Raw genomic sequence first — 25,191 nt, 5'->3', positions numbered from 1 at the left:
CGCGTCCACCGCGCTCGCGGTCCGGATGCCCTCCGTTTTCCTCCCCTCGCGTTCCGCGTAGCGGCGTCACTCCGCCGGATTCGACGTTCTCGCTCGCCTTCGAGACCGAATTCGGCTCGACGGTGCATCAATAGATAGAAAAAGCCCGACGCCTTAGGCCCCAGCAACATGGACGTTAAGTACGACCTGAACAGCTACGTTCGCGTGTTGAAACTCGCGAGCACCCCGTCCTGGCAGGAGTTCTCCCAGATCTCCAAAATCGCCGGCGCGGGTATCTTCCTCGTCGGACTGCTCGGTTTCATCATCTTCGCGGTCATGAGCTTCCTCCCCGGAGGGGTCTGAGATGCCCATCTTCGCCGTAAAGACCACCGCTCGCCAGGAGCGAACGGTTGCAGACATGATCGCGACGAAGGACTTCGCCGAGATTCACGCCGTCCTCGCGCCCGACTCGCTCACGAGTTACGTGATGGTCGAGGCCGACGACGACGGTATCGTCACGCGCGTCCTCGAGGAGATTCCGCACGCCCGCGGCCTCGTCGAGAGCGGCGGCGCGGTCGGCACCTCCAGCATGGCCGAAGTCGAACACTTCCTCTCGCCGACGCCGGACGTGGAGGGTATCGCGGAGGGCGACATCGTCGAACTCATCGCCGGCCCGTTCAAAGGCGAGAAGGCGCGCGTCCAGCGCATCGACGAGACGAAAGACCAGGTCACCGTCGAACTGTACGAGGCGACGGTCCCGATTCCGGTCACCGTCCGCGGGGACCAGATTCGCGTCCTCGACTCCGAAGAGCGGTAAGCGTCCGCCCCGACGAGGGCTCTCTTCTCTCTCAGTTTCGGCTCGACTCACCGCGCGCGACGAGCGCCGTGTCCCCCGGCGACCCACCCTCCCGGCGACTCCCATGTCCCCCGACAGTCCCCGGCGAGGCCGTCTCGCGCGACCGTGTCGCGTCCCACCGCGACTTCCGGCTGTTCCGTCTACAGCGCGCCCTGCTCGCGGAGCGTCTCGACGACGCTGTTGAGGTCCGCGTCCGCCTCGACGGCGTCTTTCACGTCCTCGCGGATGCGGACCGCGGAGGAGTCGGCGTCGTACGCGCGGACGAACTCGGCGCGGGTGTGCTCGTCGAAGGCGTGTCGAATCGCGAAGTAGCCCTCGGGGACGATGGTCCCGCACACCTTGCACTCGTGGCGCTCGTGTTCCACCGTCTGGTGGATGACCGCGCTTTCCGCGTCTTCGAACCGACCGTCACACCCTTCGATTCCGCACTTCCACCGGGACATGTTCCCACCGACGGACGTGAGCGACAAAACCGTTTCTTCGACCGCCCGGCGTTCGACAAATAGCAACCACTAACTGGTGGCTGACCCGACCGTATCGTGTGAGCGCGACCACGACGACGCGGGTCGATATGCACGTGAAGATTCTCGACGAGCGGGTCGTCTCGCGCGCGAAAGCCCGCGGTATCGACGTGCTCGTCTACGCGCCGCACTTCGTTCGCCTGCCAGATATCCGCGCCCGTGCGGCGCGCTTTTCGGACGACGACCTGCTCGTCGTCCCCGCCCGCGAGGTGTTCACGGGGTCGTGGCGCGACCGGAAACACGTCCTCGCGGTCGGCCTCTCGGACCCCGTGCCCGACTTCATCACCCTCGACGGGGCCTTCGCGGAGTTCGACCGGCAGGACGCGGCGACGCTCGTCCCGCACCCCGAGTTCCTGACGGTGAGCCTCACCGCCGAGGACGTGGCCGCCCGCCGCGACGACATCGACGCCGTCGAGACGTACAACACGAAGACCCTGCCGCGGGACAACCGCCGCGGGCGCGACATCGCCCGCGAGACGGGGCTGCCGGGGTTCGCGTCGTCCTACGCGCACCTCCACGGCACCGTCGGCGAGGCGTGGACCGAGTTCGACCGCGACATCGGCTCCGAGGCCGACCTCGTCGCCGCGCTCCGCGAGGGGGCGGAACGCCGGGTCGTCCGCCGCACAGGAGTCTCCCACGCGCTCCGCGGCGTGGCCGAGTTCGCCCACCTCGGCTACGAGAACTCGTGGGGGAAAGTCGACCGACTCCTGCTTTCGGGGATGGAGCCAACGCATCCGAGCCACATCGCCTACGACGGTCGGTTCGACGACGTGAGCGTCTACTGAGTGTTACCGAACAGCCGTTCGTTCGACCGCGCCCGCGCCCGAACGCGCCAGCACCCAGCACCGCGGCCGCCAACCGCTCAGAGCACCGCGGTGAACGACGCCGCGGCGTCCGCGAGGGACACGTCGAGCGAAAAGAGGTAGTAGTGGACGCCGGCGAGGACGCCGAGTTCGGCGACCGTGACGACGACGGTCACCGCGTCGGCGTGTTTCGAACTCGTCGCCACGCCGGTCGGCAGGTCGTACTCCTGCGGCGAAAGCGGGTAGAACAGCGCGATGCCGCGCTTCGAGCCGACCATGTCGAGGACGTAGTGGGTGGCGACGCCGATCCAGACGAAGTGGAGGTTGCCGAAGACGAGCGGGAACGCGAGGAATATCGCCAGCACCGGGAGGTTGTGGAGCGTCTTGCGGTGCTTGCCGAAGGCGGTGTCCACGTCGGGGAACAGCGCCCCGAGGACGACGGGCAGCGACAACTGGCCGATTTTCTGGGCGAGGAGGAACGCCGAGTCGACCGTCGGTTCGAACGACCGCGGGTCCACGGTGAGGATGACGCCGAGCCCGAGCGCCAACAGGATGGCGTTGAGCACGTGTCCCTTCTTGTTCATGGATGCAGACTGGTCCGGCGGGATACAAAGCTTTCCCACGGAACCGACCGACGGCGGCCGTGCGACCGGCTCAGCCGGTCGTGACGGATTCGATTTCTTCGCGGAGGAGCGCCAGCGCCCCGCGCGCAATCTGTTCTTTCACCTGCGTCCGCGACCCGTCGTACTCGAAGCGCTCGACGCGGGCGTACGAGTCGCCGGAGCCCCACGGCGCGGCGAAGGCGACGCCGACGAAGACGGTCCCGACCGGCTTGCCGGGGAGTCCGCCCTCCGGCCCGGCGATACCCGTCGTGGCGAGCCCCCATGTCGCGTCGGCCACGTCGCGGACGCCGGCGGCCATCTCGCGGGCGACGAGCTCGGAGACGGCGCCGTGTTCGTCGAGCGACTCCCGCGAGACCGCCAGTTCGTGGCGCTTGGCGTCGTAGGAGTAGGTGACGAGCGAGCGGTCGAAGTAGTCGCTGGAGCCGGGCACGTCGGTCAGGAGCGACCCGACGAGGCCGCCCGTACAGGACTCCGCGACCGCGACGGTGTGGTCCGCCTCGCGGAGGGCGTCGCCGACGCGGACCTCCTCGGGCGGGTCGGATGCGAACTCGCGCATACGACCGACGACGGGCGGTCGGGACAAAAAGCGGTCGGGGAGGCCACCGGCGGCGTTGGCGTCGCGGTCGGCACCGATGCGGCGGGACAAAAGTCCACCGGCGGTTCCGAGACCGAGAAGTACACAAAGCCCCGCGGTGTCGGGTCCGACATGGACATCGACGTTGAGCCGACGGAGCGACCCGACGCCGACGAAGACGACGACGCCGGCGACGACGGGCCGGCCGAAATCGAGGTGGAAGTCACCGAGCCCGACGAGGTCACGTCGACCGACACCGAGGACCTCCCCGAGGGAATCGACGCCCCGGATTACGTCCTCTACGGCGGCAAGGGCGGCGTCGGGAAGACCACGATGGCCGCGGCGACGGCGCTCGCCAGCGCGGCCGACGGCACCGCGACGCTCGTCGTCTCCACGGACCCCGCGCACTCTCTTTCCGACACGCTCGGCGTGCCGGTCCCCGACAAGCCGACTCGGATTCGCGAGGAGATTCCCCTCTACGCGGCCGAAATCGACCCCGACGCGGTCATGGAAGGGCCGTTCGCCGGCGGCGACGGCTCGGGCGAGGACTTCGACGACGAGACCGACTTCGAGACCGGAGACTACGACGACGACAACCCCTTCGCCGGCGGCGACTCGGACTCCCCGTTCGGTGGGATGGGCGGCGGAATGGGCGGCTTCGAGGACCTCCTCGGCGGCGACGGGCCGATGGGGATGGGCGGGCCGATGCCCGGCGCGGACGAGGCCGCGGCGATGCAGCAGCTCCTCGAATACATGGACGACCCGCGGTTCGACCGCGTCGTCGTCGACACCGCGCCCACGGGCCACACGCTCCGCCTGCTCGAACTCCCCGAACTGATGGATTCCATGCTCGGCCGCATCGCCCGCATGCGCCAGCGCTTCTCCGGCATGATGGACAACCTCAAAGGGATGTTCGGCGGCGGCCCCGACGACCCGCAGGCCGGGATGGCGGACCTCGACGACCTCCGCGAGCGCATCGAGCGCCTGCGCGCGGTCCTCCGCGACCCGACGCGGACCGACTTCCGGGTCGTCATGATTCCCGAGGAGATGAGCGTCGTGGAGTCCAAGCGCCTCGTCTCGCGGCTCGACGAGTTCGGCATCCCCGTCCAGACGCTCGTCGTCAACCGCGTGATGGAGTCCGTCGAGGACGTGGCCGACGTCGACCCCAAGTGGATAGAGTCGCCCGACCTGGAGAACTGCGGCTTCTGTCAGCGCCGCTGGCAGGTCCAACAGGACGCGCTCCGCTCGGCGACGAACCTCTTCCGCGGCCGCGACGTGAAGCGGGTGCCGCTGCTCGCAGAACAAGTACAGGGCGAAGACGCCCTCCGGGTCGTCGCGACCTGTCTGAAGTAACGCCGAGACGGCGGTTCGCGGGCCGACCGCGACGAATTCAGGGCAGCTTGCGAGCGAAGCCGTAGAGCGCGTCGCGCCACGCGTCGGGCAGGAAGCGCGCGAGGACGCCGACGCGGGCGACGGTTCCGGGCTGGTAGCGCGCCCGCGGCTTGGTCGAACTCGCGGCGTTGACGATGTCTTCTGCGACGCGCTCGGGCGGAATCGCGCCGGGACCGCCGCCGCCGAGCGCCTGCGAGTCGTCGAACAGCTTGTAGAGCTTCTCGTACGCGCCGGAGCGGTCGAGGCCGTCGGCGTCCTCGCCGTTGCCGTTGACCTCGTCGTCCACGCGGTTCGAAAACTGCGTCTCGACCGGACCGGGTTCGATGAGGACGGCGTCGATACCGTACTCCTCGACCTCGGTGCGGAGCGCGTCGGTCATCGCCTCGATGGCGAACTTCGAGCCGGCGTAGACGCCGGTGCCGGGGAAGGCGACGCGGCCGACGACGCTGGAGACGTTGACGATGGTGCCGTCGCCCTGCGAGCGCATGTGGGGCAACACGGCGCGCATGAGTCGGTGGGGGCCGTAGACGTTCACGTCGAACTGGTCGTGGACCTTCTCGGTCGGCACGTCCTCGACGGGGCCCATCTGACCGTAGCCGGCGTTGTTGACGAGGCAGTCGATTCGGCCCTGCTCGTCGGCGATGCGGTCGACCACGCGGTCGACGTCCCCCTGGTCGGTCACGTCGAGCGTCGCGATGTTCGCGCCGCGTTCCCCCAGCGTCTCGATGTCGGCCGGGTTCCGGGCGGTGGCGTAAACCTCCCACTCCTCGTCGAGGAAGTCGAGCGCCGTCGCGCGCCCGATTCCCGAGGAGCAACCGGTGATGAGGACCGTCTTTTGATGCACGTCGGTAGGTCGAACCGCGCGCTGTTAAGTGTACGCGGTTCGCCACGATTGGGCCGCGGTCGCGTCTCAGTCTTCGTACTGCGCCTTCGCCTCGTCGGCGTACGCGTCGGCCAACCGGGTCGGTTCGGGGAGCTTGTACTGCCCCGAGAGCCGGGAGACGAGGTCGACGGTCGTGGCCGCAGAGAGGCGGTGGCCGGGGCTGACGTACAGCGGGTTCACGATGGGCCGCGAGTCGTACTGCCGCGACTGGAAGGCGTAGCCGATGGTCGTCTCGGGGCTGGCGGGGTGGCCGCCGACCGGGTCGACCGAGTCGTCGGCGCGAATCGGCGTTCGCCAGCCCTCCGGCCGGCCGTCCACGTCCTCGTCCGGCGTCCCGCAGAGGAGGGACTTGGCGACGCCGATGCTCGGCGCGTCGCAGACGACGCCGAGGTGGGTGGCGAGGCCGGCCTGCCGGAAGTGGATGCGGCCGGAGCCGTCGAAGACGAGCAGGTCGGGGTCGCAGTCGAGTTCGGCGAGTGCGTCGAGGATGGGACCGCCCTCGCGGAACGAGAGCAGGCCGGGGATGTAGGGTAACTCGAGGTCGGAGACGGCGTGGACGCGCTCGACGACCTCGCCGCCGCGGAGGACGACGACGGCGCTCAGCGCGCGGTCGTCCAGAAACGACTGGTCGATGCCGGCGACGAGCGGCGGTGGCGAGTCGGCGTCACCGCCGGGTGCTATCGCGTCCGTGAGCGTCTCGTTTTCCGTCTCCGAGGAGTCGAGCGAGACGCGCGTCGGGTCGAACGGGAGGTCGTCCTCGAAGACGGCGGCCTCGGCGACGCGGCGCTGGAGCGACTCCATCTCGTCGCGCGAGAGGCCGGGGCGCGGCGCGAGTTCGGGGCGGGCCGGACGCATCTCAGAACCGGCCGCGACCGGGGCCGCCGGGACCGCCGGGACCGCGCCCGCCGAGCGAGAGCTGCGAGGGGACCTTCCGCTGACCCTTCACCCGCTGGCCGTAGGCGAGGCCGATGACGAGGCCGATGAGGTGCGCGAAGTGGGCGATGCCGTCGGCGCTCTGGCTGACGAAGAAGAACACCGAGATGCCGGCGAACCCGAGCGTGAACAGCCACAGCGGGACGGGAATGATGAAGTACAGGTAGATTCGAAGCCCCGGATTCAGGACCGTCAGGACGCCGAGGACGGCCATGATGGCGCCGCTCGCGCCGACGACGGCGCTCACACTTCCCGGCGACAGGAGCATCGACGAGCCGACCTGCGCGAGTCCGGCGAGCATCCCGCTGACGAGGAACAGCGCCGCGAACTTCCGCGAGCCGACGTAGCGCTCCACCAGCGGGCCGAAGAAGAACAGCACGATGGAGTTGCCGACGATGTGGTAGAAGCCGCCGTGGGCGAATATCGAGGTGACCCACGTCCAGACGTACTCGGGGTGAATGCTCGTGAGGTAGAAGGCGCTAATCGAGAGGGAGGTGAGGCCGAGGAACTGCTCCAAGACGAGTTGGGCGAAGAACGTGAGCCACATCAGCGCGAGAAACAGGTACGTGACGTTCCCGCGGAAGTAGCCGAGCACGCCGCCTGCGCCCGTGAGCGAACTGAGCAGTCCGCCGCCGCGGCCGCCCTGATTGTTCACCGAATCGTCGAAGGAACTGTCGAAGACGCCGGCGGGGTCGTCCCAGTCGGAGAGCCCCGCGCAGTCGTGGTTCTCGGGGAGGCGGTGTTCGGAACAGAACGTCCCGCCACACCGTGAACAGCGGTACGGCAGACTCTCGTCCTTGCCGCACACGTCGCAGATAGGCATTACCAACGCCTTACAGCGGCGAGATAAAAAGGGGTTCCCTCATGGATGTGGGGTGTGAACATACAGCGAACGAGCGGTAGATTCAGGTGTTTCGTCGCTTCGGTCGGTGGGACGCCCCATCTGTCAGAGGCGGCCGCGTGGCTGTCGGCGGCGTAGACATCGTGTCGCGCTCGGCGGTCGTCGCGCGAGAAATTCGGGGTTACGCGTCTTCGGAGGACGCTTCCTCGGCGTCTTCGTCCGCCTCGTCGGCGGGCGTGAAGTTCGTGGGGACGACGGTCGGGTGCTGAAGCCCGAGACGGGGTTGTTTGGCTGCCATGCTCGTCTCGACGTACCCGACACAGGGACTAAAGATTACCCATGCGCATAATTTATCGGTCGATGCGGCGGCGATAACTGTCGGGTATCCGCGTCGCCGACGCTGGTCGGTTTCCGTCGGACGCGTCTCGGGAGTCGACGGCGAGGTCGGCGGCGACGCTCCGACTCGAAGGCGACGTCGAAAAAGCGCGCGGCGGAGTCGCTTACGCGAAGTTCTCTTCGTAGAGGTCCATCGCGTGTTCGATGGCGTCCTTGGCGGCCTGCTTGTCCTCCCAGCCCAGCGTCTCGACTTCCTTGCCGGCCTCGAGGTTCTTGTAGGTCGCGAAGAACTCGTCAATCTCGTCGAGCGTCTGCTGCGGGATGTCTTCGAGGTCCTCGATGTGGTCGTAGCGGGGGTCCTCGATGGGGACGGCGATGACCTTGTCGTCTTGCTCCCCGTCGTCGTCCATCTTCATGAGCGCGACCGGGCGGGCCTCGATGACGCAGCCGGGGAACGTCTGGTCCTCGACGAGGACGAGCACGTCGAAGGGGTCTTCGTCGTCGTAGTACGTCTGCGGGATGAAGCCGTAGTCCGACGGGTAGTGGACGTTGGAGTGGAGCACGCGGTCGAGGACGACGCCGGGGATGTCCTTGTCGTACTCGTACTTGTTGCGCTCGCCTTTGAGACACTCGACAACTGCGTAGATTTCGTCCGGCGCGTCGGGGCCGGTCTCCATGTCTTCCCAGAGGTTCACCATACCGAACCCATCCTCGATGCGGGCAAAAGTCCTTTCGGGATTGGTCTCGTACCGCTGTCATCCGGGTCCCGTCGGCCGCTTCGAACCCCTCTATATCTGGAGGTATTCCCCACAGAATCCCACGACGCTACTCCTATGCGTCTGAGATATTCCCCGGGTATGCCCGCTCGGCGACGCTGCGTCGTCTTCCCTTTGTCGCCGTGACTCGACTCTGTGCAATACCCGGCACTCGTGTGCGCTCTGCCCCAATTTCTTTGAATAATGGGCCTCCGTACGACGGCGAAACAGACTGCTCGTTGACAAAGTTTAAATAGGAAGGTGACATTTCCATATGCATGTCAGAGGCACAAACAATTGGCAACAAATCCGGTGCGGCTCGGGACCTCACCGCGTTCCAACAGAACATCCTCGTCATTCTCGCCGAGGAACCGATGTACGGCCTGGCTATCAAGCGTCACCTCGAATCGTACTACGACACCGAGGTCAACCACGGGCGTCTGTACCCCAACCTCGACGACCTCGTCGAGATGGGGCTGGTCGAAAAGAGCGAACTCGACAAGCGGACGAACCAGTACGAACTGACCGACGACGGCCTCCAGGCGGTCCTCGACCGCTTCGACTGGATGCTCTCGAAGTTCGTCACCGACGACGAGCGCGCCGAGATGGTCTCGGAGCTCGTCGAAGCCAAGCTGTAATCGGCTGCACACACCGCACGAACCGCGGGGTTCGCTCAGTTGTATTCGGGCACTTCGGCGTCTGCGGCGTCGAAGAGCAACTCGAGCGACTCCGGCAACAACGACCGCTGTTCCGCGGTCGGCCACGCGTTGCGTGGATAATATTCTTCGACGAACTCGCGCACTTCGGGAGCGCCAGCCATCTCGACTCGCCGGACGTAGTGGTTCCCGAGGAAGTCCGCGAACGCCCGCGCGTTCGCCGCGTGGTCCGCGCCGTGTTCCTCGGCGACGGTCTCGACGTACGCCGCGTTGTGCTCTTCGACCGCGCCCCACTCGTGGTCCTCTCCGGCCCCCGATAGGGGGCGTTCGATTCCGCGGTCGACGTCGTCGATTTCCGTGGGGTCGACGACCCCGTCGTCGTCGACCCACTCGTCGGGGTGGAGCACCAACACGTCGTCCTCTTCGCGGTGTCGCGCGCGGAACTCGTACTCGCTCACGAGGTCGTCGCGGACGGACCGGTACGTCGCCGCCTCGTCGGGGTCCACGGCGTCGCGGGCCAGCCGCGTCAGCCGTTCGGCCTCGGAGAGCACGTCTTCGGGAAGTTCTGGCTCAGGCATGGTCGAGGGCCTCGTTGGCTAAGGAGTCGGCGCGGTCGTTTATCTCTCGCGGTACGTGCTCCAGCGACCAGCGGTCGAACGCCGACAGCAGCTCTCGGGCCTTCACGCGGCGCTCTTTGAGACCGGGGTCGTTCGTGTTCCACTCGCCGCGGACCTGCTTGACGACCAGTTGGGAGTCGCCGCGCACGTCGATCTCGTCGTACCCGTACTCCTCGGCGACCGACAGCGCCTCCACGAGCGCCTCGTACTCCGCGCGGTTGTTGGTCGTCTCGCCGATTCGCTTCGAGCCCTCGGCGACGATACCGTTGCTGGTCACGATAGCCCACCCGATGGCCGCGGGGCCGGGGTTCCCGCGGCTCGCGCCGTCGAAGTAGACGTGCGCGCGGCCGCCTTTCGGCTGGATGAGCGCGAGCAGGTCGGTCGGCCTCGACCCCTGTACGACGACTTTCCCGTCGTAGGCGACCGCGCTGGCGTCGCCGCGTTCGGCGCGCCACCGCTCGTGGTCGGTGTTTCCGGGCGAGACGGACACGCCCGCGGCTTCGAGTCGTCCTCGGGCTTCGTCGGGGTCGCACTCGACGGTCGGCATACCGTCACCTCACCGGTGATCCGGTAAAGGCGCTCCGTTCGTCGCTGCGGGCACGACGACACGTCGACGAACCCCGCCAAAGGTTGAAGTGCAAGGAAATAGACAATATATAAATGCGATGAAACGGCCTACCCGCCAGCGGGAGCGTGAGCACGACCGGACTCGATGGGGAGACGAGTCACAGGACGACGAGACATCAGAAGAGGAGTTGGACCTCGACGACCTCGACCCCGAGGAGGTCGTTCGGACCGGCGACGGCGAGTTGATTCACGAAGAGACCGGCATCATCATCGAAGAAGAGCGCATCGACCCCGGCCCGGAGTGGCGGGCGTTCAACCACTCCGAGCGGCAGTCGAAGTCTCGCGTGGGCGCGCCGACCACGCAGACGATGCACGACAAGGGGCTGACGACGACCATCGACTGGAAGGACAAAGACGCCTACGGCCGCTCTATCTCCTCGAAGAAGCGGTCGCAGATGCACCGCCTGCGCAAGTGGCAAGAGCGCATCCGCACGAAGGACGCCGGCGAGCGTAACCTCCAGTTCGCGCTCAGCGAAATCGACCGCATGGCCTCGGCGCTCGGCGTCCCGCGGTCGGTCCGCGAGGTCGCCTCGGTCATCTACCGCCGCGCGCTCAGCGAGGATCTGATTCGGGGGCGCTCCATCGAGGGCGTCGCCACCTCGGCGCTCTACGCCGCCTGTCGCAAGGAGGGCATTCCTCGTTCCCTCGAAGAGATTTCCGAGGTGTCTCGCGTCGAGCGCAAGGAAATCGGTCGCACGTACCGCTACATCTCCCAGGAGCTCGGCTTGGAGATGCGGCCGGTGGACCCGAAGAAGTACGTCCCGCGGTTTTCGTCCGAACTCGACCTCTCGAAGGAGGTCCAGTCGAAGGCGAACGAGATTATCGAGACGACCGCGGAACAGGGGCTTCTCTCCGGGAAGTCGCCGACCGGCTTCGCGGCCGCCGCAATCTACGCCGCGTCGCTTCTCTGCAACGAGAAGAAGACCCAGCGCGAGGTCGCCGAGGTCGCGCAGGTGACGGAAGTCACCATCCGGAACCGCTACCAAGAACAGATCGAAGCGATGGGCATCCACACCTGAGCCCCACCCGCGCGAGTCGCATCCCCTTCTGACCCCGGACGCGTCGCCGAAGGTTCATACCCGCGGGCGACCCACGTCCGGTGAATGCGGCTCGACGAGTACATGGACATCGAGCGGGACGAGCGCGCCGAGCGGCGGCGACTCGCCGAGGAGAAGTCCTACGGCATCCTCGACCACCTCGAGACGTTCCAAGACCGGTTCGAGGAGACGGTGCAGGGAGACTCGCTGTACGGCGGCGTCTCCCCGTCTATCTTCGTCGGGCGGTCGAACTACCCGAACGTCTCGACGGGCATCCTCTCGCCGGTCGGCCACGACGAGGACGCGGCGTCGTTCGAGACGAGCGCCGCGTGGTACGACGAGGGCGTGAGCATCGACGACGTGTTCCAGCGGCGCACCTCGCTTCTGAACTCAAATCGCGGGACGAAGGTGACGAACGTCGCCGACTCGTGGGACGGCTTCCTCGGGACGCAACGCGAGGTCGCCATCGCCGACCGCCCCGTGACGGTCGAAATCGGTCTCGACGGGAAGCCGTCGCTCGACCTCGACGCCAGCGCCGACGACGTGGCGACCCCCGTCGGCCCGCGGGCCCGCGCCCGCTCCGCCGACCTCGCGGAGAACCCGCACGTCCCCAAACTGGTGAAAAAGACGCTCGAAGACGACGACTGGAACGCCGAGGGCGCGATGACGTACCTCTACCGCCGCGGCTTCGACGTGTACGACATCAACACCATCCTCTCTGCGGGCGCGCTCGGCCAGACCGAACAGCGCCGACTCGTCCCGACGCGGTGGTCCATCACCGCCGTCGACGACACGCTCGGCCAGTACCTCCGCGGACAGGTCAAACACGCTGACAGCGTCGACGGCGTCGAAATCTACCGCAACGAGTTCATCGGCAACGCCTTCTGGGTCATCCTCGCGCCGGGGCGCTGGGAGTTCGAACTGATAGAGCTGAAAGCGCCGGGGAGCGTCTGGAACCCCGACCCCGAGGCGGGGATGTACCTCGCGGCCGACCGCGAGGGCTACGAGGGCCGGACCGGCTACGTGAACGAGACGGCCGGCGCGTACCACGCCTCCCGACTCGGCGTCCTCGAACACCTCCAGGAGCGCGGCCGACAGGCGAAGGCGCTCGTCATCAGACACGTCTCCGACGACTACTGGGGCCCCGTCGGCGTCTGGCAGATACGCGAGTCCATCCGCCACGCCTTCGAAGGCGAGACGGCCGACGCCGAGACGTTCGGCGACGCCGTCCGCGACGTGACGGAGTACCTCCCCGTCTCGCTCGCGGACCTCCGGCGGAAGTCCACGATGGCCGCCGGCCTCCAGACCGACATCTTCGACTTCACGTGAGCAACGTATTTTGACAGTCGGATAATACGTTCCCGCATGGTCCCGTTACAGGTACCCGGCGGTCCCGAACTGCTCATCATCATCCTCATCTACGGCATCTTCGCGCTCCTCCCCGTGGTCGCGGCGCTCGTCGCGCTCTACCTGCTGTACAAGATTCGGGGCGACGTCAAGCGCATCGCGGACGCGGTGGACGCGCGAGACGGGTTGTAAGTCGAGACGGTTGCGTCCGCTCGGTGACCTCGATTATGCCTCGGCCGCGTCGAGGTTGGCGAGCGCCTGTTCGACGAGTTCGCCCGTGTCGGCGATGATGTCGGCCATCTCGTCGTTGTCGGGCGCGATACCGATGAGCCGGGCGACGCGCATGATGCTCAGGTGGTAGACGACCTGCTTGCCCGGTTCCTCCTCCCAGATGACCACGTTGCACGGGAAGAGCCCGCCCATCTTCTTGTCGGTGGCGTCGAGCGCGCGGTCCGCCATGTTCGGGTTACACGCGCCGAGGACGTAGTAGGGGTCGCGGCCGGCGTCGACCTTCTCGTTGAGCATCTCGGAGGGCGAAAATTCGGTGGCGACACCGAACCCGGCGTCGGTGAACGCCTCGCGGACGCGCTCGATTGCCGCCTCGTGTTCCATCTCGAGGACGACGCGTTCCTCGCCGATGTCTTCCGGTTTGATGGCGCTGGGGTCGATTGGGAGTGCCATGACCCACCCTTGACACCCCGGCGGGGAAAAGCTATGGTAGTGTGCTCGACCTACACGAGCGAGTCGTCGACTTCCCACGACGCGGCGTCGTCGAGCACGGATTCGACGAACGACGCCTTCGCGTTCGTGTACCGACTCCGGTCGTCGGGGTGCGCCTCGGCAAGTTTGCGCTTGTGTCGCTCGTACTCGGCCGCGAGGTCGTCGTCTGCGTGGAGCGCGTCGCGGAAGGTGACCTGCTCGCGGTGGCAGTCGCTCCCGACTTCGGTCACGGAGAGATAGTGCGTCCGCTGCTCGGGCGGGCCGCGGACGAAAAATCGGCGGTCGGGAACGTCGTCGTCGGGGCGCTCCTCGTAGCCCGCGGCTTCGAGCGCCCGCGCGACGCCCTCGGCATCGTCGAGGTCGGAGACGAGGACGAGCAGGTCGACGATGGGTTTCGCGGCCAGCCCCGGAACCGCGGTGCTCCCGACGTGTTCGAATCGGACGCTGTCGCCGCCTCCTGCGCCACCGAGTCGCGGTCGCAGGCGCTCGACCTCGCGCTCGTACGCCTCGCGCCAGCGCGGGTCGTGCGCGGCGAGTTCGACGGTGCCGCGGGCGAGGCCGAGCGACGGATATGGGTCGTCGGCCGCAGACCGGTCCTTGCGGTCGCCGCCACCGTCGCTCATAGCGGAATCGGGAGCCACTGGAGCGCCGCGGCGACCCGCTCGGGGGGGAACAGCGGCGGGTGGAGCACGAGCCAGTCCAAGAGGATGAGCCCCCCGCCGTGGGCGACGATGGAGGGCAGAATCGAGTCGCTCTCGTAGTCGACGAGGCCGAAGAGCACGTCCGTCGGTGCCGACAGGAGAATCTCTATCGGGGGCTTGCCGACGTGGTGAAACGCGTAGAGCACCGGGCTGATGAGCGCGCTCTTCCGGCCGATTTCGCGGACGCCGACGCAGAGCAGGCCGCGGTAGTACGTCTCGGCCGCGACGACGACGAGCAACTGCTGGGCCGCGTGCGGGAGGAAGTCGGCGAGGGCGGTCGAGGTGTGCCACATCGGGTAGTACGCCCGAATCGACGGCAGGCTCGACCCGACGAGGTAAAACGGGAGAACGAACAGCGCGAGGAGAACCGTGTTGCGGAGCGCCGCCCGGTCGACGTTCCAGCCGAGGTTGCGACCGTGGGCGAGCGCGAGCGCTCCGGGTACGAGGATGAACAGGAGGGCGTCGTGGACCGCGCGGTAGGTGAGGTCGCCGGCGGGAAGCGGCCAGAGACTCCACGCGGCCCCGACGACGCCCCCGACGATGAGGGCGCGGTAGAGCCACGGGAGGCGGGCGAGCCGGCGGCGCAACACCGTTATTCCGTCTGGACGGGGTCGCGGCCGACGATGTCGAGCACGTCGTCGACGAAGGTCTGTCGCGTCTCGAAGTAGGTCTCGTCGGCCTCGGCGAGCACGTCTTCGAGGCTCTGGGGACCGTCGGGCGTGCGGATGACCGCGTCGCCTTCTTTGTTCAGGATGCTGCTCTTTTCTTGCGGCCACGTCAGTCGGGAGGCGACGCGCGCGAGGGGCGCACCTTCGACGGACGCGCCCGTACCGAGTTCGACGGCGGGTGCCTCGTCTGCTTCCTCGTCAGCCATGCGCGAGGGTTAGCCACCGCGCATGATAATCCCTTCGAGATTCGCATGCGACGATGACGGGCCGGCGACGCGTCCGGCGGGCCGACGCGCGGATATCGACAGCCCGCGACGTGTCGAGAAACAGATAATCGTCTGACGCATCGTTTTAGGGGCTGCTTTCGTAGTCGGGGCCATGACCAGTCTTTCGGAGGCGTACCACGGCGGCCGGGGCGGGCCGAGTCTCCGACGGCTGTCCCTGGGCTTCGGGGGGTTCCTCCTCGGCGTGTTGCTCGTCGTCGCGGGCATCGTCGTCGCGACGACCGACGTGTACACGTCCGGCGGGGCGACCCTCGGCGAAGCGCGCGAACTCGGGGGCATCCTCGGAGGCATCGGCGTCCCCGCCGTCTTCCTCGGCGTCCTCGCTGTCCTCCCCGCGAGCCGTCGAACCCGCGCCGCGTCGCTCATCGGAGCGAGCATCGCCGTTCTCGGCGTCGCGCTCTTCTCGCACGCCTACCCGTGTCAGTGGACCGGCGCGACCTGCGGGGCCGGCCTTCCCGACCTCACCCTCGAAACCGTCGCCGTCTACTTCTTCGGCACGCTCACGACGTTCTGGTGTCTGTTCGTCGGCGTCGCCAACTTCAAGACGCGGAACGACCCCGGCGGCACGGCCACGGTCCAAGTGACGAAGAAGGGCGAGACCCGCGTCGTCGAAGTCGAGAAGTCCGGCGGCGGCCTCGGCGGCATCGGTTTCCTCGGCGGCACGCCCGACGGCGACGTTCAGACGCAGACGAACCAGTCGACCGCCGGTGCCGACCCGACCGCCGGCGCGACCGACGGCGGCGCGTCGACGCAGGACATCACCCCGCTCGACGTCGAACCCTCGGCTTCGTCCTCAGCCCCGGCCTCGACGTCGTCGGACGGGTCGAACGCCCCCGACGCCTCGGCGACGGGGCAGTCCGGCGTCGATACCGTCCAGTCGGCGGAATCGGAGCGCTCGCCGGCCGGCGCGGCCGACCACCCCGCCGCGGACCGCCCGGCGAACGCCACGGTCGGCGACCGCTACTGCGGCAACTGCACGTACTTCGAGTACGTCCGCACCTCCGACGGGCTCAAGCCCTACTGCGCGGCCCACGACGAGATGATGCGGGACATGGAAGCCTGCGACGAGTGGTTCCCGCGCCGCCGCGAGTAGTCCCGCCGCCGACCCGAACGACCGACGACCGCGTTCCGCTTACTGTTCTCCGCCGTCCAATCTCGCTTCCACGTCGCGCCAGTGGCTCCCGCGCCAGAACACCTGCCCGCAGTCGCGACACCGCCACAGCGCCGTCTCCTTCGGGTCGGGCGCGTAGTCGGGGACCGGTTCGTCGCGGCCGACGGCCTCCACGCGGCCATTACAGACGCCGCACCGCGACGGCACCTCGTCCAGCGAGACCGCGAAGCCGACCGATTCGAGTTCGTGGAGTTGCGCGATTGGCTCCCGCTCGGCGAGGAGAACGCTCCGCGGGGCTCGCTCGGCCAGTCGCACGTCGCGGGTGAGGAGGACGCGGTCCTCGGCGTCCGCCCGCGCGAGCAGGCTGTCGTCGCCGGGGTCGGTTCGGTGCTCGGGGGTGTCTTCGGAATCCTCCGCCTCGCCGCCGCCGTCGAGGGCGTAGGCGGCGTCGTAGCCGCACATCCGAAGGTACGTGGCGAGCTTGCCGAGCATCACGTCCAAGAGGAGCGCGGTGTCGCCGGGTGCCGCCCTCTCGACCCCCGAGGCGACCGTACCGGGGTGGTCTGACCCGATGTCGTCGGTCACGCGAGGAAGTCGGACAGTTCCTCGACCGACCGCGCGTTCAACACGTCCGCGGTCTCGACCCAGCCGCGGCGGGCCGTGTGGACCCCGTAGCGGGCGTGGTCGAGTTCGCTCGGTCGGTGGGCGTCGGTGTCGATGACGACCGTTGCACCCGCCTCGACGGCGATTTTGAGCGCCTCGCCGTTCAGGTCGAGGCGGTACGGGCTGGCGTTGAGTTCGAGCGCGACCCCGTGTTCGACGGCGGCCTCGGCGAGTCGCTCGTAGTCGAGGGGCAGGCCGGGGCGCTGATTGATGAGCCGGCCGGTCGGGTGGCCGAGGATGTTCACCGCGGGGTGTTCCATCGCGGTGACGAGTCGCTCGGTGGCCGTCTCGCGGTCCTGGTCGAGCGCGCTGTGGGGCGAGGCGACCACCACGTCGAGTCGGTCGAGCACGTCGTCGGCGACGGAGATGCCGCCCTCGGCGTCGATGTTGGCCTCGACGCCGGTGAACACCGCGATGTCGGCGTCGTCGGCGGCGGCGCGGACCTCGGCAATCTGGTCGAGTAGGTCGTCGTCCTCGACGCCGACGCCGCCGACCATGCCGGGGCCGGTGGCGTGGTCGGTGACGGCGTGGTAGTCGTAGCCGCGTTCCTCGGCGGCCGCGACCATCTCGGCAACCGTGTTGTCGCCGTCAGACCAGTCGGTGTGGGTGTGGAGGTCGCCGCGGAGGTCGCCCTCCGCGACGAGGTCGGGCAGGTCGCCGTCGGCGGCGCGCTCGATTTCGCCGGTGTCCTCGCGCAGCTCCGGCGGGACGAGCGGGAGGTCGAGCGCGGCGTACATCGACTCCTCGGTGTCGCCGGCGACGCGGGTTCCGGCCCGCGGGCCGTCGTCGGGGTCGTCCACGTCGGAGACGTCGAACATCCCGTACTCGTTCATCTTGAGGCCGCGGTCGATGGCGATGTTGCGGAGGTGGACGTTGTGGTCCTTGCTCCCGGTGAAGTACTGGAGCGCCGCGCCGTACTCCGCGGGGGCGACGACCCGGAGGTCGACCCGCATCCCGTTCACCCGGACGCTCGCCTTCTGCTCGCCCGCCTCGATGGTGTCGCCGACGAGGTCCCACGCGAGGAAGCGGTCGATGACCGCCTCGGCGTCGGCGCTCTCGGCGAGCACGTCGATGTCGCCGACCGTCTCGCGCCACCGCCGCATCGACCCCGCGGGCTCGACCCTGCCGACGGCGTCGTGGTCGCCGAGGTACGAAAGCAGGTCGTCGGCGACGGGTCGCGCCTTCCCGAGCAGTTCGCGGCCGGTCGCCTCGCGGGCGAACTCGATGCCGTCGAGGATGTTCGCCTCCGTCTTCGCGCCGAACCCCTTGACCTCCTGTATCTCCCCGTCGCGGGCGGCCGCTTCGAGGTCGTCGAGGTCGGCGACGCCGAGCGCCTCGTACAGTTTGCCGACCGTCTTCGGGCCGACGCCCTCGACGCTCGTCAGCCCGGCCATGTCAACCGGGAGGTCCGCGCGGAGCTCCTCCAACTCCTCGATGCTGCCGGTCTCGACGTACTCGACGATTTTCGAGGCGATGGCGTCGCCGACGCGGTCTATCTCTTGGACCGCGTCTTCGCCCTCCGCGGCGAGTTCCTCGACGGGCTTCGGATGCTCGCGGACGTTCTCGGCGGCGCGGCGGTAGCTCGACGGCTTGTAGGCCACGTCCTTCGCCTCCAACAGGTCGGCGAACTCCTCCAGCAGGCTCGCTATCTCGTCGTTTCGGCTCATCGGCCGCCCCGTTTGCCCTTGCCGCCGTCGCGCCCCAGCGCCTTCTTCAGGAAGCTCATCCACCGCTTCTGGTCCGCGGCATTCTGGCGGTTTTCCTCCTGTTCGAGGTCGACCGCCCGAAGCTGTTCGAGGGCGTTCAGCGCCCGGTCGATGCCGACGATGTCCTCGGCCAGCCGCCGCCCCTCGTCGTAGCTCACCTCGTTGTCCTCGATTCGCTGGAGCCGTTCGAGGCGCTCGCGGCGGAGGTTCCGCTTCGCCTGGTCGACGCGCTCCCGCTCGCCCGAGGGGATGGTGTCGCGGCGCTTGATCTCGAAGACGAACTCCCTGAGGTCTATCTCCTCGCCTTGGACCTCGATGCGGTCGGGAATCTGCGTGCCGACGGTCGCACCCTCCCGATTGACGCGCTCCAAGAGCTGTTTACGCTCGAACTCCTTCACGTCCGGTCGTTGTCCCGCGCGGCACTTCGCTCCTTCGCCCGTTCCGACCCGACTCTCTCGACTCGCTGAGCGTCCGGCGGAGAAACAGGTCCGAAACCCCCGAATAACGGTTATTCTCTCGGCCGTCGTACTCTCTCCTGAACCATGTCCATTGATACCAATCAACATAGTAGTACCGACGCCCCGGACGCCGGCGACTCGTCGACCGCGTTCGGTCGGGCCCGGCTGTACGCGTTCTACCTGCTCGCGGTCGTGACGCTCGGGATGGCGGCGGTCTTCGTCAGCGAACTGCTCTCGTTCGCCGTCGTCGGCTGGGGCGCGGGCGGCGACGTGCTCGCCGAACACCGCCTGCACGTGATGGTCATCGCGGCGAACGTCTGGATAATCATCCTCGGCGTCGCGAGCCAACTGTACCGTCCGCTGAAGCGGGTCGCGCTCATGCAGGTGGCCTTCGCCGTGACGACGCTCGTCCTCGTCGGCACCGTCGTCGGCGGCGGGCCGGTCGAGGAGGTCGTCCCCTTCTTCGTGCTCACCGGACTGATGCTACTGTTCCATCCCGCGGGACGGGACGTCATCTCGGTCGGCGACGACTACAGCCCGGCGCTCCTCGGCCTCGTCGCGGTCGCGGCGCTCCCGGTGCTCGCGTTCGCGGTCAACCAGTTCGGTCTGCAGGCGACCGGCGACGTTCACGCCGTCGCCGGCCACTACATGGAGATGACGACGATGGCAATCGGACTGCTCTTGCTCGGTCTCGTCGCGGCCGCGGGCGCGCCCGGACACCGCTTCGTCGCGTGGCTGACCGGCGGCCTCGCCGTCTACTTCGGCGCGGTCTCGCTCGTCTTCCCGACCCAGGTGTCCAGCGTGGGGGCGATGTGGGCGGTCGCGCTCGTCGCGTGGGGGCTGGCGTTCGTCGTCGCGAGCGAACTTCGGGTCAGCGGTCGGACCGCCGTCGCTCAGGAGCGCCCGTTCTCGATGCCCGGGCAGCCGCGGGTCTAGGCTGCGCGGACGGTCCCGCACGCGGGCTGCCCGGCCGGTCGAGATAGCCTGATTCGCGTCTGACACGTCGTCGTCGGTGGTAGCGTCCCGCCCTCGTCCGGTGAGATTCGCCGCTTTCTCCGACAGCGGCCCCGTATCCGTCGTCTCTCGTCGCAAACTCCGGCGGAGAGACGAACCTTCTTATGGTTCTCTTGGATACCGTGAGGTATGGGTTTGTTCGACCGACTCCGCGGCAAAGACCACCCCCGCGTCGCCTTCATCGGCATCGACGGGGTTCCGTTCACTCTCCTCTCTGAGCATCCCGACGAGTTCCCCAACTTCGCGGCGCTGGCCGACGCGGGCTCGGCGGGCGACATCGACAGCATCGTCCCGCCCGAGTCCTCGGCGTGTTGGCCGGCGCTCACGACCGGCGTCAACCCCGGCGAGACCGGCGTCTACGGCTTCCAGGACCGTGAGGTCGGCTCCTACGACACCTACGTCCCGATGGGTCGGGACGTGCAGGCCACCCGCGTCTGGGACCGCGTCACCGACGCCGGCCGCAAGGCCACCGTGATGAACGTCCCCGTGACGTTCCCGCCCCAGCGCAACGTCCAGCGCATGGTCTCGGGCTTCCTCTCGCCCGGCGTCGACAAGGCCGCCTACCCCGACGACTTCCGCGACGCGCTCTCCGAGATGAACTACAAGATCGACGTGAACGCGAAGCTCGGTCACGACGAGGACAAGACCGCGTTCATGGAGGACGCCCGCAAGACGCTCGACCGGCGCTACGAGGCGTTCGAGCGCTACATCGACCAGGACGACTGGGACCTCTTTTTCGGCGTCTTCATGACGACCGACCGCGTCAACCACTTCCTGTTCAAGGACTACGAGCGCGACGGGAAGAACAAGGACGCCTTCATGGATTTCTACCGCACCGTCGACGACTACCTCGGCCGCATCCGCGACGCCCTCCCCGAGGACGTGACGCTCATCGTCGCGTCCGACCACGGCTTTACCTCCCTCGACTACGAGGTCCACTGCAACACGTGGCTCGAGGAGAACGGCTGGCTCTCCTACGAGGACGACGACCACGACTCGCTTTCGGACATCGACAAAGACTCGAAGGCGTACTCGCTCATCCCCGGCCGGTTCTTCATCAACCTCGAAGGGCGCGAGCCCCGCGGGTCGGTCCCGCAGTCGGAGTACGAGGACGTCCGCGACGAGCTCAAGGCCGAACTCGAAGCGCTCGAAGGCCCCGACGGCAACAAGGTCGCAGACCGCGTCGTCGTCAAGGAGGACGCCTTCCGCGGCGACCACGACGACATCGCCCCCGACCTCGTCGTCATCCCGAACCACGGCTTCGACCTGAAGTCCGGGTTCAAGGGCCACGACGACGTGTTCGGCGTCGGCCCCCGCAACGGCATGCACTCGTTCGACAACGCGACGCTCTACGTCGACGACCCCGGTGCGGTCATCGAGGACGCCGACCTCTACGACATCGCGCCGACCATCCTCGACCTCATGGACATCGAGTACAGTCGCACTGAACTCGACGGCGCGAGCCTCATCCAGCAGTAAGCGACCGCTTCGGCTTCCGGTTCCGTCTTTTCCCAGTCGCTCGCGGTGGTTTATCGCTTACTGCCGGACCGCGTTCCAGACGTCCCGTTCGAGACGGTCGGCGTGAGCCAGTCGCACCTCTCTCGCCTCGGCGGCCGTGACCGTCTCGCGGTCGGCTACCTCGTGCGACACAGGGCTGTACGCGTCCACGTCGAACCCCATCCGGTCGAGGTACGACCGCACCGCCTCGGAGTCGAGGCCGTCCTCGATGGCGGCGTCGACGTAGCCGAGAACCGCGTCGAACTCGGGGAGGACGACCCGGTCGTCCGTCACGCCGCCGGCCTCGCCCTCGATTGCGAGGGCCGCGTCGTCGAGGCGGTTCACCACGCCCGCGACGCTGTTCGCCAGCCTGAGCACGTCGCTCGGGAGCGCGCAGTCCGGCGAGCGCCACTCGACCGTGCCGAACTCGGCTCTGAGTTGCACCGGCGTCCAGACCGCGCTCTCGGGGTCGAAGTTCGCCTCGACGGTCGCCCGGTCGACGCCCGCCTCCTCGGCGCGCACGACGAACTCCTCGAACCGGCGTTCGAGGCGGCGCGACCACTCCCGCGTGTCGTCGGCGTAGCGCCACAGCCGGCCCTGGTGGGGCACGTCGTCGTAGGTCATCCGGCGGTACAGCTTCGACCGCGCGCCCGCCGCCAACCGCGTCCCGTCGTAGTACGGCGAGGAGTTCACCAGCGCCAGCGCGGGGTCCAGCGCCACGAGCGCGTTGTACTGGTCGATTTCGCGGCCGGGGCGCTGTTCGACGTGGACGTGCGTCCCCACGCAGTGCCGCGCGTACCGGAAGTCCGACCCGATGACGCGGTTCTGGATGCGGGTTCGGTCGCTCTGACGCTCCGTCACCGTCTCGGTACTAATCGGCGTGGCGAGCGGGACGAGCCGCTTTCCGACGTCCTCGGCCCGCGAGAGGACGTCGCCGAGCCGCTCGTACAGCTCCTCGCGCAACTCGGCCGCCGAGTCGCACGGCGTCGTCTTCACCTCCAACACCGGCTCGACGAACTCCCGCTCGGCCCCCGGCGAGGCGTCGACGAGTTCGCCCGGGTCGGTGAGCGACCCGTCGCCGTCGGTGACCCAGTACTCGACTTCGACGCTTCGCCGGAGCGGGTCGACCGCCGACTCAGACATGGTGACCCCGGCGTCGCGCCGAGACGGCTCCTACGCTCATCGTTTCGTTCCACCCACATCCAATCATTGGTAACACATAGCACGGATTGGGGGCATGACGGAAAAGTCATTCGCAGATTAGGGGAGAAGTCCGCCATTCGGTGGACGAACGTCTTGAAAAAGTGGAATTATGTGGTCGTTAGTCGCGCCAGTGTTGGCCGGTCGCCATCACAGCAGGTCGTCGAGGTCGTCGTTGTGCCACATCTCTTTGGGGTCCTCTCGCGTTTCGGTCTTCGCCTGGTCGATGGCCTCGCGGGCGCGTTCCATGAACGACTCGACCCGCTCGGAGCGCTCGACGCCGCCGAGGAGGACGAGCGACGCGAGACGGCCGCTCTCCAGCGGGAAGTCGCCGCCGCGGACCTGCAGGCTGCCGGTCTCCTCTTCGACCCAGCGGCGCGCTCGCTCGACGCCCTTCCGCGGGATGGTGTCGGGTTCGCCGGCGATGATGACGAGCGCAGAGTCCGCGTCGCTGGCGTCCGGCAGGCTCGTGCCCGTCAGCACGGCGCGACGGGTCGTGCTCATGACCGCGTTGATGTTGTCCTCGGCGTCGGGAGAGGCCTCGGCGCTCGCGTAACCGAGCGCGGCGATGCCCCCGGAACGGAGGGTGTTGATGACTTCGGAGGTGTCGACGACGCTCTCACCGACGCCCTCGGTCGCCTCGCCGGCCGCCAAGAGCAGACCGACCCGCCGGGCGATGGCGTCGTTGATGGCGTCGTAGCCCTCGCTCATCGACTCGCCGGACGAGCGGAAGGCGTCGTTGTCGACGAGGAGGACGGCGTCGGACTCGCGGGCGATGGTCTTGAGCGAGCGGCCGGCGTTCACCTGATACATCGCTCCTTCGTCTTGTCCGGGCAGGATTCCGAGGACGTACACCGGCACGTCGTAGACGCGGCGGAGCGCCTTCGCGAGGACGGGCGCGCCGCCGGACCCGGAGCCGCCGCCGAGCCCGGCGACGACGAAAATCGACTCCGCTTCGGCCGTGACGCGGCCGTCGAGGGCGGACATGACCTCGGTCTGGTCCGCCTCCATGACCTCGGCTCCGAGCTCGTTGTCGCCGCCGACGCCGTGACCGTTGACGCGGTCTTGGCCGATGAGCACGGTCTCGACCGGAAGCGGCTGGAGGTCCGCTTTCGCGGTGTTCACCGCGACGGCGTCGAGCACCGCGCCGAACCCCATCTGTCGGTCGAACGACTGGAGGGCGGTGGTGAGCTTCCCACCCGCTTGGCCCACACCAATCAGGACGGTTTTCATACCACAGTCCACTCCGTCGCTCGTCTTGAACGTTCCCCACGGGAGAACTGCTCGGCCGCTCGAGCCCCGTTCGGCCCCGGAGCTTTATCAGGGATAACGGGACCAGGCTGCCCCATGACAGCCGACCCAGTCCACTTCGACGCTGACGGTGACGCAGACGCCGGCACGCCCGCTTCCCGCGGACCGGTCGCGGCGGACCACACCGCCGACCGCACTGCCGACCTCGCCGCGCGGCTCGACGCGGTCGAGCGAACCATCACCGACGGCGACGCCGACTTCTCGTCGCTGGAGGACCTCGCGTCCGTCGAGCGTCGGGTCTCCGAGCTCGAATCGGCGGTCGAGTCGCTCACCGAGCGCCTCGACGAGGTGGACGCCGCGACGCAGGCGGTGCGCGGCTACCTCGGCGGCGTCCGCGCGGTCAACGAGGACGTCGAGCGCCGGGCGAACGCCGCGCTCGCCAAGGCCGAATCGCTCGAAGCCGACCTCGTCGACGAGACCGCGTCTCCCGCGCCGTCGCAGTCGGCCGACACGCTCGCCGCGGAGGCGGCGTCGCACGCCGAACGACCCGCCGACGGGCGCGGCGGTACTCCCAGGCGCGAACCTAGCACCCGAGCCACCGACTCCCGAGCCGCCGACTCCGCCGACCGCGGACTGGCCGCCCGCCTCCGCGACGCGCTGTGATTCGCGTCGTCCTCGCGTGCCTCCTCGCGGTCGCCATCGCCGGCGTCGTCTTCCCGGCGGCCGACGCGGCGAGAGCGGACGCGACGACCGTGAAAATCGGCTCGATGGCCGACGACGTCGCGCACGCCGCGACGGCGCTCGCGGCCGCGGAAGACCCGACACCCGCCGGTGTGGCGGGTGCGCGGCGTCACGTCGTCCTCGACGTTCCCGTCGGGTCGTGGCGGGCCGCCGGCGTCTCCGAACTCGCGGTTCGCGGCGGCGACGGCGTCGAACTCTCGGCGAGCGTCGCCGGCGGCCCGACCGTCGTCCGTCGCGTCGGCGGTCCTCGGATTCGCGTCGTCGGCGACCGACTCGTCCTCGGGCCGGGCGAACACCGACTCAGGCTGACGCTCGAAGCCGACGCGGGCGGTTCGGTCGTCGTCCTCGCCCCCGCGACGGCCGACCCGCCGGCGGCGTAGGTTCAAATACCCGGACG

31 protein-coding genes are annotated in these 25,191 nt (G+C 68.3%); 13 read left to right on the top strand and 18 right to left on the bottom strand.

Annotation, left to right across the window (positions count from 1 at the left end; genetic code table 11):
• Positions 1-168 precede the first annotated feature (168 nt).
• Complete coding sequence (locus DEQ92_RS05185; protein ID WP_004044219.1) at positions 169-342, top strand: protein translocase SEC61 complex subunit gamma; 174 nt, start codon at positions 169-171, stop codon at positions 340-342.
• A 1-nt stretch (position 343) separates the two neighbouring features.
• Positions 344-796, top strand: a complete 453-nt coding sequence (locus DEQ92_RS05180; RefSeq protein WP_004972823.1) for a transcription elongation factor Spt5 — start codon at positions 344-346, stop codon at positions 794-796.
• Positions 797-975: 179 nt separating this feature from the next.
• Here DEQ92_RS05180 and DEQ92_RS05175 read toward each other — a convergent pair whose 3' ends face one another.
• Positions 976-1,278: a hypothetical protein gene (locus tag DEQ92_RS05175; protein WP_049905009.1), complete on the bottom strand. Its 303-nt coding sequence runs from the start codon at positions 1,276-1,278 to the stop codon at positions 976-978.
• Positions 1,279-1,376: 98 nt separating this feature from the next.
• On the opposite strand from DEQ92_RS05175, the gene DEQ92_RS05170 reads away from it, so the two are divergent.
• Positions 1,377-2,141, top strand: coding sequence for a PHP-associated domain-containing protein (locus DEQ92_RS05170; RefSeq protein WP_193493019.1), 765 nt, complete (start codon positions 1,377-1,379; stop codon positions 2,139-2,141).
• A gap of 77 nt (positions 2,142-2,218) precedes the next feature.
• Here the strand turns inward: DEQ92_RS05170 and DEQ92_RS05165 are convergent, their stop codons facing one another.
• Together DEQ92_RS05165 and DEQ92_RS05160 are read right to left on the bottom strand one after the other, a co-directional pair.
• On the bottom strand, positions 2,219-2,743 hold the full coding sequence (locus DEQ92_RS05165; RefSeq protein WP_050458722.1) for a metal-dependent hydrolase: 525 nt from the start codon (positions 2,741-2,743) through the stop codon (positions 2,219-2,221).
• Positions 2,744-2,813: 70 nt separating this feature from the next.
• Complete coding sequence (locus tag DEQ92_RS05160; protein ID WP_115804604.1) at positions 2,814-3,338, bottom strand: CinA family protein; 525 nt, start codon at positions 3,336-3,338, stop codon at positions 2,814-2,816.
• A 150-nt stretch (positions 3,339-3,488) separates the two neighbouring features.
• Here DEQ92_RS05160 and DEQ92_RS05155 point away from each other — a divergent pair, with 150 nt between their 5' ends.
• Positions 3,489-4,709, top strand: a complete 1,221-nt coding sequence (locus DEQ92_RS05155) for an ArsA family ATPase (RefSeq protein WP_004972813.1) — start codon at positions 3,489-3,491, stop codon at positions 4,707-4,709.
• 37 nt (positions 4,710-4,746) lie between these two features.
• Here the strand turns inward: DEQ92_RS05155 and DEQ92_RS05150 are convergent, their stop codons facing one another.
• The 4 genes from DEQ92_RS05150 to DEQ92_RS05135 all read right to left on the bottom strand — a co-directional run bounded on the left by DEQ92_RS05150 (position 4,747) and on the right by DEQ92_RS05135 (position 8,439).
• A complete protein-coding gene (locus DEQ92_RS05150) occupies positions 4,747-5,592 on the bottom strand; it encodes an SDR family oxidoreductase (RefSeq protein WP_004972811.1) in 846 nt (281 codons plus the stop codon).
• A gap of 66 nt (positions 5,593-5,658) precedes the next feature.
• Positions 5,659-6,486 (bottom strand): endonuclease V, encoded by an 828-nt coding sequence (locus tag DEQ92_RS05145; RefSeq protein ID WP_115804605.1) that lies wholly within the window; start codon positions 6,484-6,486, stop codon positions 5,659-5,661.
• Position 6,487: 1 nt separating this feature from the next.
• A complete protein-coding gene (locus DEQ92_RS05140) occupies positions 6,488-7,387 on the bottom strand; it encodes a rhomboid family intramembrane serine protease (protein ID WP_115804606.1) in 900 nt (299 codons plus the stop codon).
• A 518-nt stretch (positions 7,388-7,905) separates the two neighbouring features.
• Positions 7,906-8,439, bottom strand: coding sequence for an inorganic diphosphatase (locus DEQ92_RS05135; RefSeq protein WP_004972805.1), 534 nt, complete (start codon positions 8,437-8,439; stop codon positions 7,906-7,908).
• A gap of 335 nt (positions 8,440-8,774) precedes the next feature.
• Between DEQ92_RS05135 and DEQ92_RS05130 the strand changes: the two genes are divergently transcribed.
• Positions 8,775-9,134 (top strand): PadR family transcriptional regulator, encoded by a 360-nt coding sequence (locus tag DEQ92_RS05130; RefSeq protein WP_004972802.1) that lies wholly within the window; start codon positions 8,775-8,777, stop codon positions 9,132-9,134.
• Positions 9,135-9,169: 35 nt separating this feature from the next.
• On the opposite strand, the gene DEQ92_RS05125 is transcribed toward DEQ92_RS05130, so the two are convergent.
• Positions 9,170-9,730, bottom strand: coding sequence for a hypothetical protein (locus tag DEQ92_RS05125; RefSeq protein ID WP_004972801.1), 561 nt, complete (start codon positions 9,728-9,730; stop codon positions 9,170-9,172).
• Positions 9,723-10,316, bottom strand: coding sequence for a ribonuclease HI (rnhA, locus tag DEQ92_RS05120; RefSeq protein WP_004972799.1), 594 nt, complete (start codon positions 10,314-10,316; stop codon positions 9,723-9,725). Before rnhA ends, DEQ92_RS05125 begins: the two co-directional genes overlap by 8 nt.
• A gap of 118 nt (positions 10,317-10,434) precedes the next feature.
• Here rnhA and DEQ92_RS05115 point away from each other — a divergent pair, with 118 nt between their 5' ends.
• From DEQ92_RS05115 to DEQ92_RS23765, 3 genes are all read left to right on the top strand, one after another.
• Positions 10,435-11,415 carry a transcription initiation factor IIB family protein gene (locus DEQ92_RS05115; RefSeq protein ID WP_042663705.1) on the top strand — a complete coding sequence of 327 codons (981 nt, stop codon included), beginning with the start codon at positions 10,435-10,437 and terminating at the stop codon, positions 11,413-11,415.
• A gap of 84 nt (positions 11,416-11,499) precedes the next feature.
• A complete protein-coding gene (gene nreA / locus DEQ92_RS05110) occupies positions 11,500-12,762 on the top strand; it encodes a DNA repair protein NreA (RefSeq protein ID WP_004972796.1) in 1,263 nt (420 codons plus the stop codon).
• A 36-nt stretch (positions 12,763-12,798) separates the two neighbouring features.
• Complete coding sequence (locus DEQ92_RS23765; RefSeq protein ID WP_004972794.1) at positions 12,799-12,972, top strand: hypothetical protein; 174 nt, start codon at positions 12,799-12,801, stop codon at positions 12,970-12,972.
• A gap of 33 nt (positions 12,973-13,005) precedes the next feature.
• Here the strand turns inward: DEQ92_RS23765 and DEQ92_RS05105 are convergent, their stop codons facing one another.
• From DEQ92_RS05105 to DEQ92_RS05090, 4 genes are read right to left on the bottom strand one after another with little or no spacing between them, the layout of a single operon-like run.
• Positions 13,006-13,461 carry a DUF302 domain-containing protein gene (locus DEQ92_RS05105; protein WP_004972792.1) on the bottom strand — a complete coding sequence of 152 codons (456 nt, stop codon included), beginning with the start codon at positions 13,459-13,461 and terminating at the stop codon, positions 13,006-13,008.
• 50 nt (positions 13,462-13,511) lie between these two features.
• Positions 13,512-14,123 (bottom strand): GrpB family protein, encoded by a 612-nt coding sequence (locus DEQ92_RS05100; protein WP_115820495.1) that lies wholly within the window; start codon positions 14,121-14,123, stop codon positions 13,512-13,514.
• Entirely contained in the window at positions 14,120-14,791 is a 672-nt protein-coding gene (locus DEQ92_RS05095; protein ID WP_049904948.1) for a type II CAAX prenyl endopeptidase Rce1 family protein, read from the bottom strand. Before DEQ92_RS05095 ends, DEQ92_RS05100 begins: the two co-directional genes overlap by 4 nt.
• 2 nt (positions 14,792-14,793) lie before the next feature.
• Complete coding sequence (locus DEQ92_RS05090) at positions 14,794-15,075, bottom strand: DUF5789 family protein (RefSeq protein ID WP_004972783.1); 282 nt, start codon at positions 15,073-15,075, stop codon at positions 14,794-14,796.
• A gap of 172 nt (positions 15,076-15,247) precedes the next feature.
• On the opposite strand from DEQ92_RS05090, the gene DEQ92_RS05085 reads away from it, so the two are divergent.
• A complete protein-coding gene (locus DEQ92_RS05085; protein WP_115820494.1) occupies positions 15,248-16,246 on the top strand; it encodes a ribonuclease BN in 999 nt (332 codons plus the stop codon).
• 39 nt (positions 16,247-16,285) lie between these two features.
• Here the strand turns inward: DEQ92_RS05085 and DEQ92_RS05080 are convergent, their stop codons facing one another.
• The 3 genes from DEQ92_RS05080 to DEQ92_RS05070 are packed head-to-tail and all read right to left on the bottom strand — an operon-like array spanning position 16,286 to position 19,031.
• The gene (locus DEQ92_RS05080; RefSeq protein ID WP_115820493.1) at positions 16,286-16,849 is read right to left on the bottom strand and encodes a Mut7-C RNAse domain-containing protein; all 564 of its coding nucleotides are present in this window, start codon (positions 16,847-16,849) and stop codon (positions 16,286-16,288) included.
• Complete coding sequence (gene polX, locus DEQ92_RS05075; protein ID WP_115820492.1) at positions 16,846-18,594, bottom strand: DNA polymerase/3'-5' exonuclease PolX; 1,749 nt, start codon at positions 18,592-18,594, stop codon at positions 16,846-16,848. The genes DEQ92_RS05080 and polX overlap by 4 nt, the downstream gene beginning before the upstream one ends.
• Positions 18,591-19,031 carry a DUF5788 family protein gene (locus DEQ92_RS05070; protein WP_004972771.1) on the bottom strand — a complete coding sequence of 147 codons (441 nt, stop codon included), beginning with the start codon at positions 19,029-19,031 and terminating at the stop codon, positions 18,591-18,593. Before DEQ92_RS05070 ends, polX begins: the two co-directional genes overlap by 4 nt.
• 144 nt (positions 19,032-19,175) lie before the next feature.
• On the opposite strand from DEQ92_RS05070, the gene DEQ92_RS05065 reads away from it, so the two are divergent.
• Both DEQ92_RS05065 and DEQ92_RS05060 read left to right on the top strand, forming a co-directional pair.
• Positions 19,176-20,027, top strand: coding sequence for a hypothetical protein (locus DEQ92_RS05065; protein ID WP_115804611.1), 852 nt, complete (start codon positions 19,176-19,178; stop codon positions 20,025-20,027).
• A gap of 207 nt (positions 20,028-20,234) precedes the next feature.
• Complete coding sequence (locus DEQ92_RS05060; RefSeq protein WP_050458731.1) at positions 20,235-21,584, top strand: alkaline phosphatase family protein; 1,350 nt, start codon at positions 20,235-20,237, stop codon at positions 21,582-21,584.
• Between the two features lie 57 nt (positions 21,585-21,641).
• On the opposite strand, the gene DEQ92_RS05055 is transcribed toward DEQ92_RS05060, so the two are convergent.
• Together DEQ92_RS05055 and DEQ92_RS05050 are read right to left on the bottom strand one after the other, a co-directional pair.
• A complete protein-coding gene (locus DEQ92_RS05055; RefSeq protein ID WP_115820491.1) occupies positions 21,642-22,745 on the bottom strand; it encodes a glutamate-cysteine ligase family protein in 1,104 nt (367 codons plus the stop codon).
• 207 nt (positions 22,746-22,952) lie between these two features.
• Complete coding sequence (locus DEQ92_RS05050; protein ID WP_004972763.1) at positions 22,953-24,035, bottom strand: tubulin/FtsZ family protein; 1,083 nt, start codon at positions 24,033-24,035, stop codon at positions 22,953-22,955.
• 114 nt (positions 24,036-24,149) lie between these two features.
• On the opposite strand from DEQ92_RS05050, the gene DEQ92_RS05045 reads away from it, so the two are divergent.
• Together DEQ92_RS05045 and DEQ92_RS05040 are read left to right on the top strand one after the other, a co-directional pair.
• The gene (locus tag DEQ92_RS05045) at positions 24,150-24,716 is read left to right on the top strand and encodes a hypothetical protein (RefSeq protein ID WP_004972761.1); all 567 of its coding nucleotides are present in this window, start codon (positions 24,150-24,152) and stop codon (positions 24,714-24,716) included.
• Positions 24,713-25,174: a hypothetical protein gene (locus DEQ92_RS05040; RefSeq protein WP_050458734.1), complete on the top strand. Its 462-nt coding sequence runs from the start codon at positions 24,713-24,715 to the stop codon at positions 25,172-25,174. Before DEQ92_RS05045 ends, DEQ92_RS05040 begins: the two co-directional genes overlap by 4 nt.
• Positions 25,175-25,191: the final 17 nt, after the last annotated feature.

It is taken from the genome of Haloferax sp. Atlit-6N (genome assembly GCF_003383195.1).
GTDB classification, from domain to species: domain Archaea; phylum Halobacteriota; class Halobacteria; order Halobacteriales; family Haloferacaceae; genus Haloferax; species Haloferax gibbonsii.
Note: the sequence above shows the minus strand (reverse complement) of the source record. Positions and strands in the feature narration are given on the sequence as shown.

What these genes read in the sequence shown, in the direction of transcription:
- DEQ92_RS05155 (WP_004972813.1), top strand. Translation starts at nt 3,489, where the DNA reads ATGGACATCGACGTTGAGCCGACGGAGCGACCCGACGCCGACGAAGAC.
- DEQ92_RS05050 (WP_004972763.1), bottom strand. Translation starts at nt 24,035, where the DNA reads ATGAAAACCGTCCTGATTGGTGTGGGCCAAGCGGGTGGGAAGCTCACC.
- DEQ92_RS05160 (WP_115804604.1), bottom strand. Translation starts at nt 3,338, where the DNA reads ATGCGCGAGTTCGCATCCGACCCGCCCGAGGAGGTCCGCGTCGGCGAC.
- DEQ92_RS05055 (WP_115820491.1), bottom strand. Translation starts at nt 22,745, where the DNA reads ATGTCTGAGTCGGCGGTCGACCCGCTCCGGCGAAGCGTCGAAGTCGAG.
- DEQ92_RS05045 (WP_004972761.1), top strand. Translation starts at nt 24,150, where the DNA reads ATGACAGCCGACCCAGTCCACTTCGACGCTGACGGTGACGCAGACGCC.
- DEQ92_RS05165 (WP_050458722.1), bottom strand. Translation starts at nt 2,743, where the DNA reads ATGAACAAGAAGGGACACGTGCTCAACGCCATCCTGTTGGCGCTCGGG.
- DEQ92_RS05060 (WP_050458731.1), top strand. Translation starts at nt 20,235, where the DNA reads ATGGGTTTGTTCGACCGACTCCGCGGCAAAGACCACCCCCGCGTCGCC.
- DEQ92_RS05135 (WP_004972805.1), bottom strand. Translation starts at nt 8,439, where the DNA reads ATGGTGAACCTCTGGGAAGACATGGAGACCGGCCCCGACGCGCCGGAC.
- DEQ92_RS05175 (WP_049905009.1), bottom strand. Translation starts at nt 1,278, where the DNA reads ATGTCCCGGTGGAAGTGCGGAATCGAAGGGTGTGACGGTCGGTTCGAA.
- DEQ92_RS05130 (WP_004972802.1), top strand. Translation starts at nt 8,775, where the DNA reads ATGTCAGAGGCACAAACAATTGGCAACAAATCCGGTGCGGCTCGGGAC.
- DEQ92_RS05065 (WP_115804611.1), top strand. Translation starts at nt 19,176, where the DNA reads ATGTCCATTGATACCAATCAACATAGTAGTACCGACGCCCCGGACGCC.
- DEQ92_RS05115 (WP_042663705.1), top strand. Translation starts at nt 10,435, where the DNA reads ATGAAACGGCCTACCCGCCAGCGGGAGCGTGAGCACGACCGGACTCGA.
- DEQ92_RS05185 (WP_004044219.1), top strand. Translation starts at nt 169, where the DNA reads ATGGACGTTAAGTACGACCTGAACAGCTACGTTCGCGTGTTGAAACTC.
- DEQ92_RS05100 (WP_115820495.1), bottom strand. Translation starts at nt 14,123, where the DNA reads ATGAGCGACGGTGGCGGCGACCGCAAGGACCGGTCTGCGGCCGACGAC.
- DEQ92_RS05125 (WP_004972801.1), bottom strand. Translation starts at nt 9,730, where the DNA reads ATGCCTGAGCCAGAACTTCCCGAAGACGTGCTCTCCGAGGCCGAACGG.
- DEQ92_RS05140 (WP_115804606.1), bottom strand. Translation starts at nt 7,387, where the DNA reads ATGCCTATCTGCGACGTGTGCGGCAAGGACGAGAGTCTGCCGTACCGC.
- DEQ92_RS05085 (WP_115820494.1), top strand. Translation starts at nt 15,248, where the DNA reads ATGACCAGTCTTTCGGAGGCGTACCACGGCGGCCGGGGCGGGCCGAGT.
- polX (WP_115820492.1), bottom strand. Translation starts at nt 18,594, where the DNA reads ATGAGCCGAAACGACGAGATAGCGAGCCTGCTGGAGGAGTTCGCCGAC.
- DEQ92_RS05145 (WP_115804605.1), bottom strand. Translation starts at nt 6,486, where the DNA reads ATGCGTCCGGCCCGCCCCGAACTCGCGCCGCGCCCCGGCCTCTCGCGC.
- DEQ92_RS05090 (WP_004972783.1), bottom strand. Translation starts at nt 15,075, where the DNA reads ATGGCTGACGAGGAAGCAGACGAGGCACCCGCCGTCGAACTCGGTACG.
- rnhA (WP_004972799.1), bottom strand. Translation starts at nt 10,316, where the DNA reads ATGCCGACCGTCGAGTGCGACCCCGACGAAGCCCGAGGACGACTCGAA.
- DEQ92_RS05105 (WP_004972792.1), bottom strand. Translation starts at nt 13,461, where the DNA reads ATGGCACTCCCAATCGACCCCAGCGCCATCAAACCGGAAGACATCGGC.
- nreA (WP_004972796.1), top strand. Translation starts at nt 11,500, where the DNA reads ATGCGGCTCGACGAGTACATGGACATCGAGCGGGACGAGCGCGCCGAG.
- DEQ92_RS05180 (WP_004972823.1), top strand. Translation starts at nt 344, where the DNA reads ATGCCCATCTTCGCCGTAAAGACCACCGCTCGCCAGGAGCGAACGGTT.
- DEQ92_RS23765 (WP_004972794.1), top strand. Translation starts at nt 12,799, where the DNA reads ATGGTCCCGTTACAGGTACCCGGCGGTCCCGAACTGCTCATCATCATC.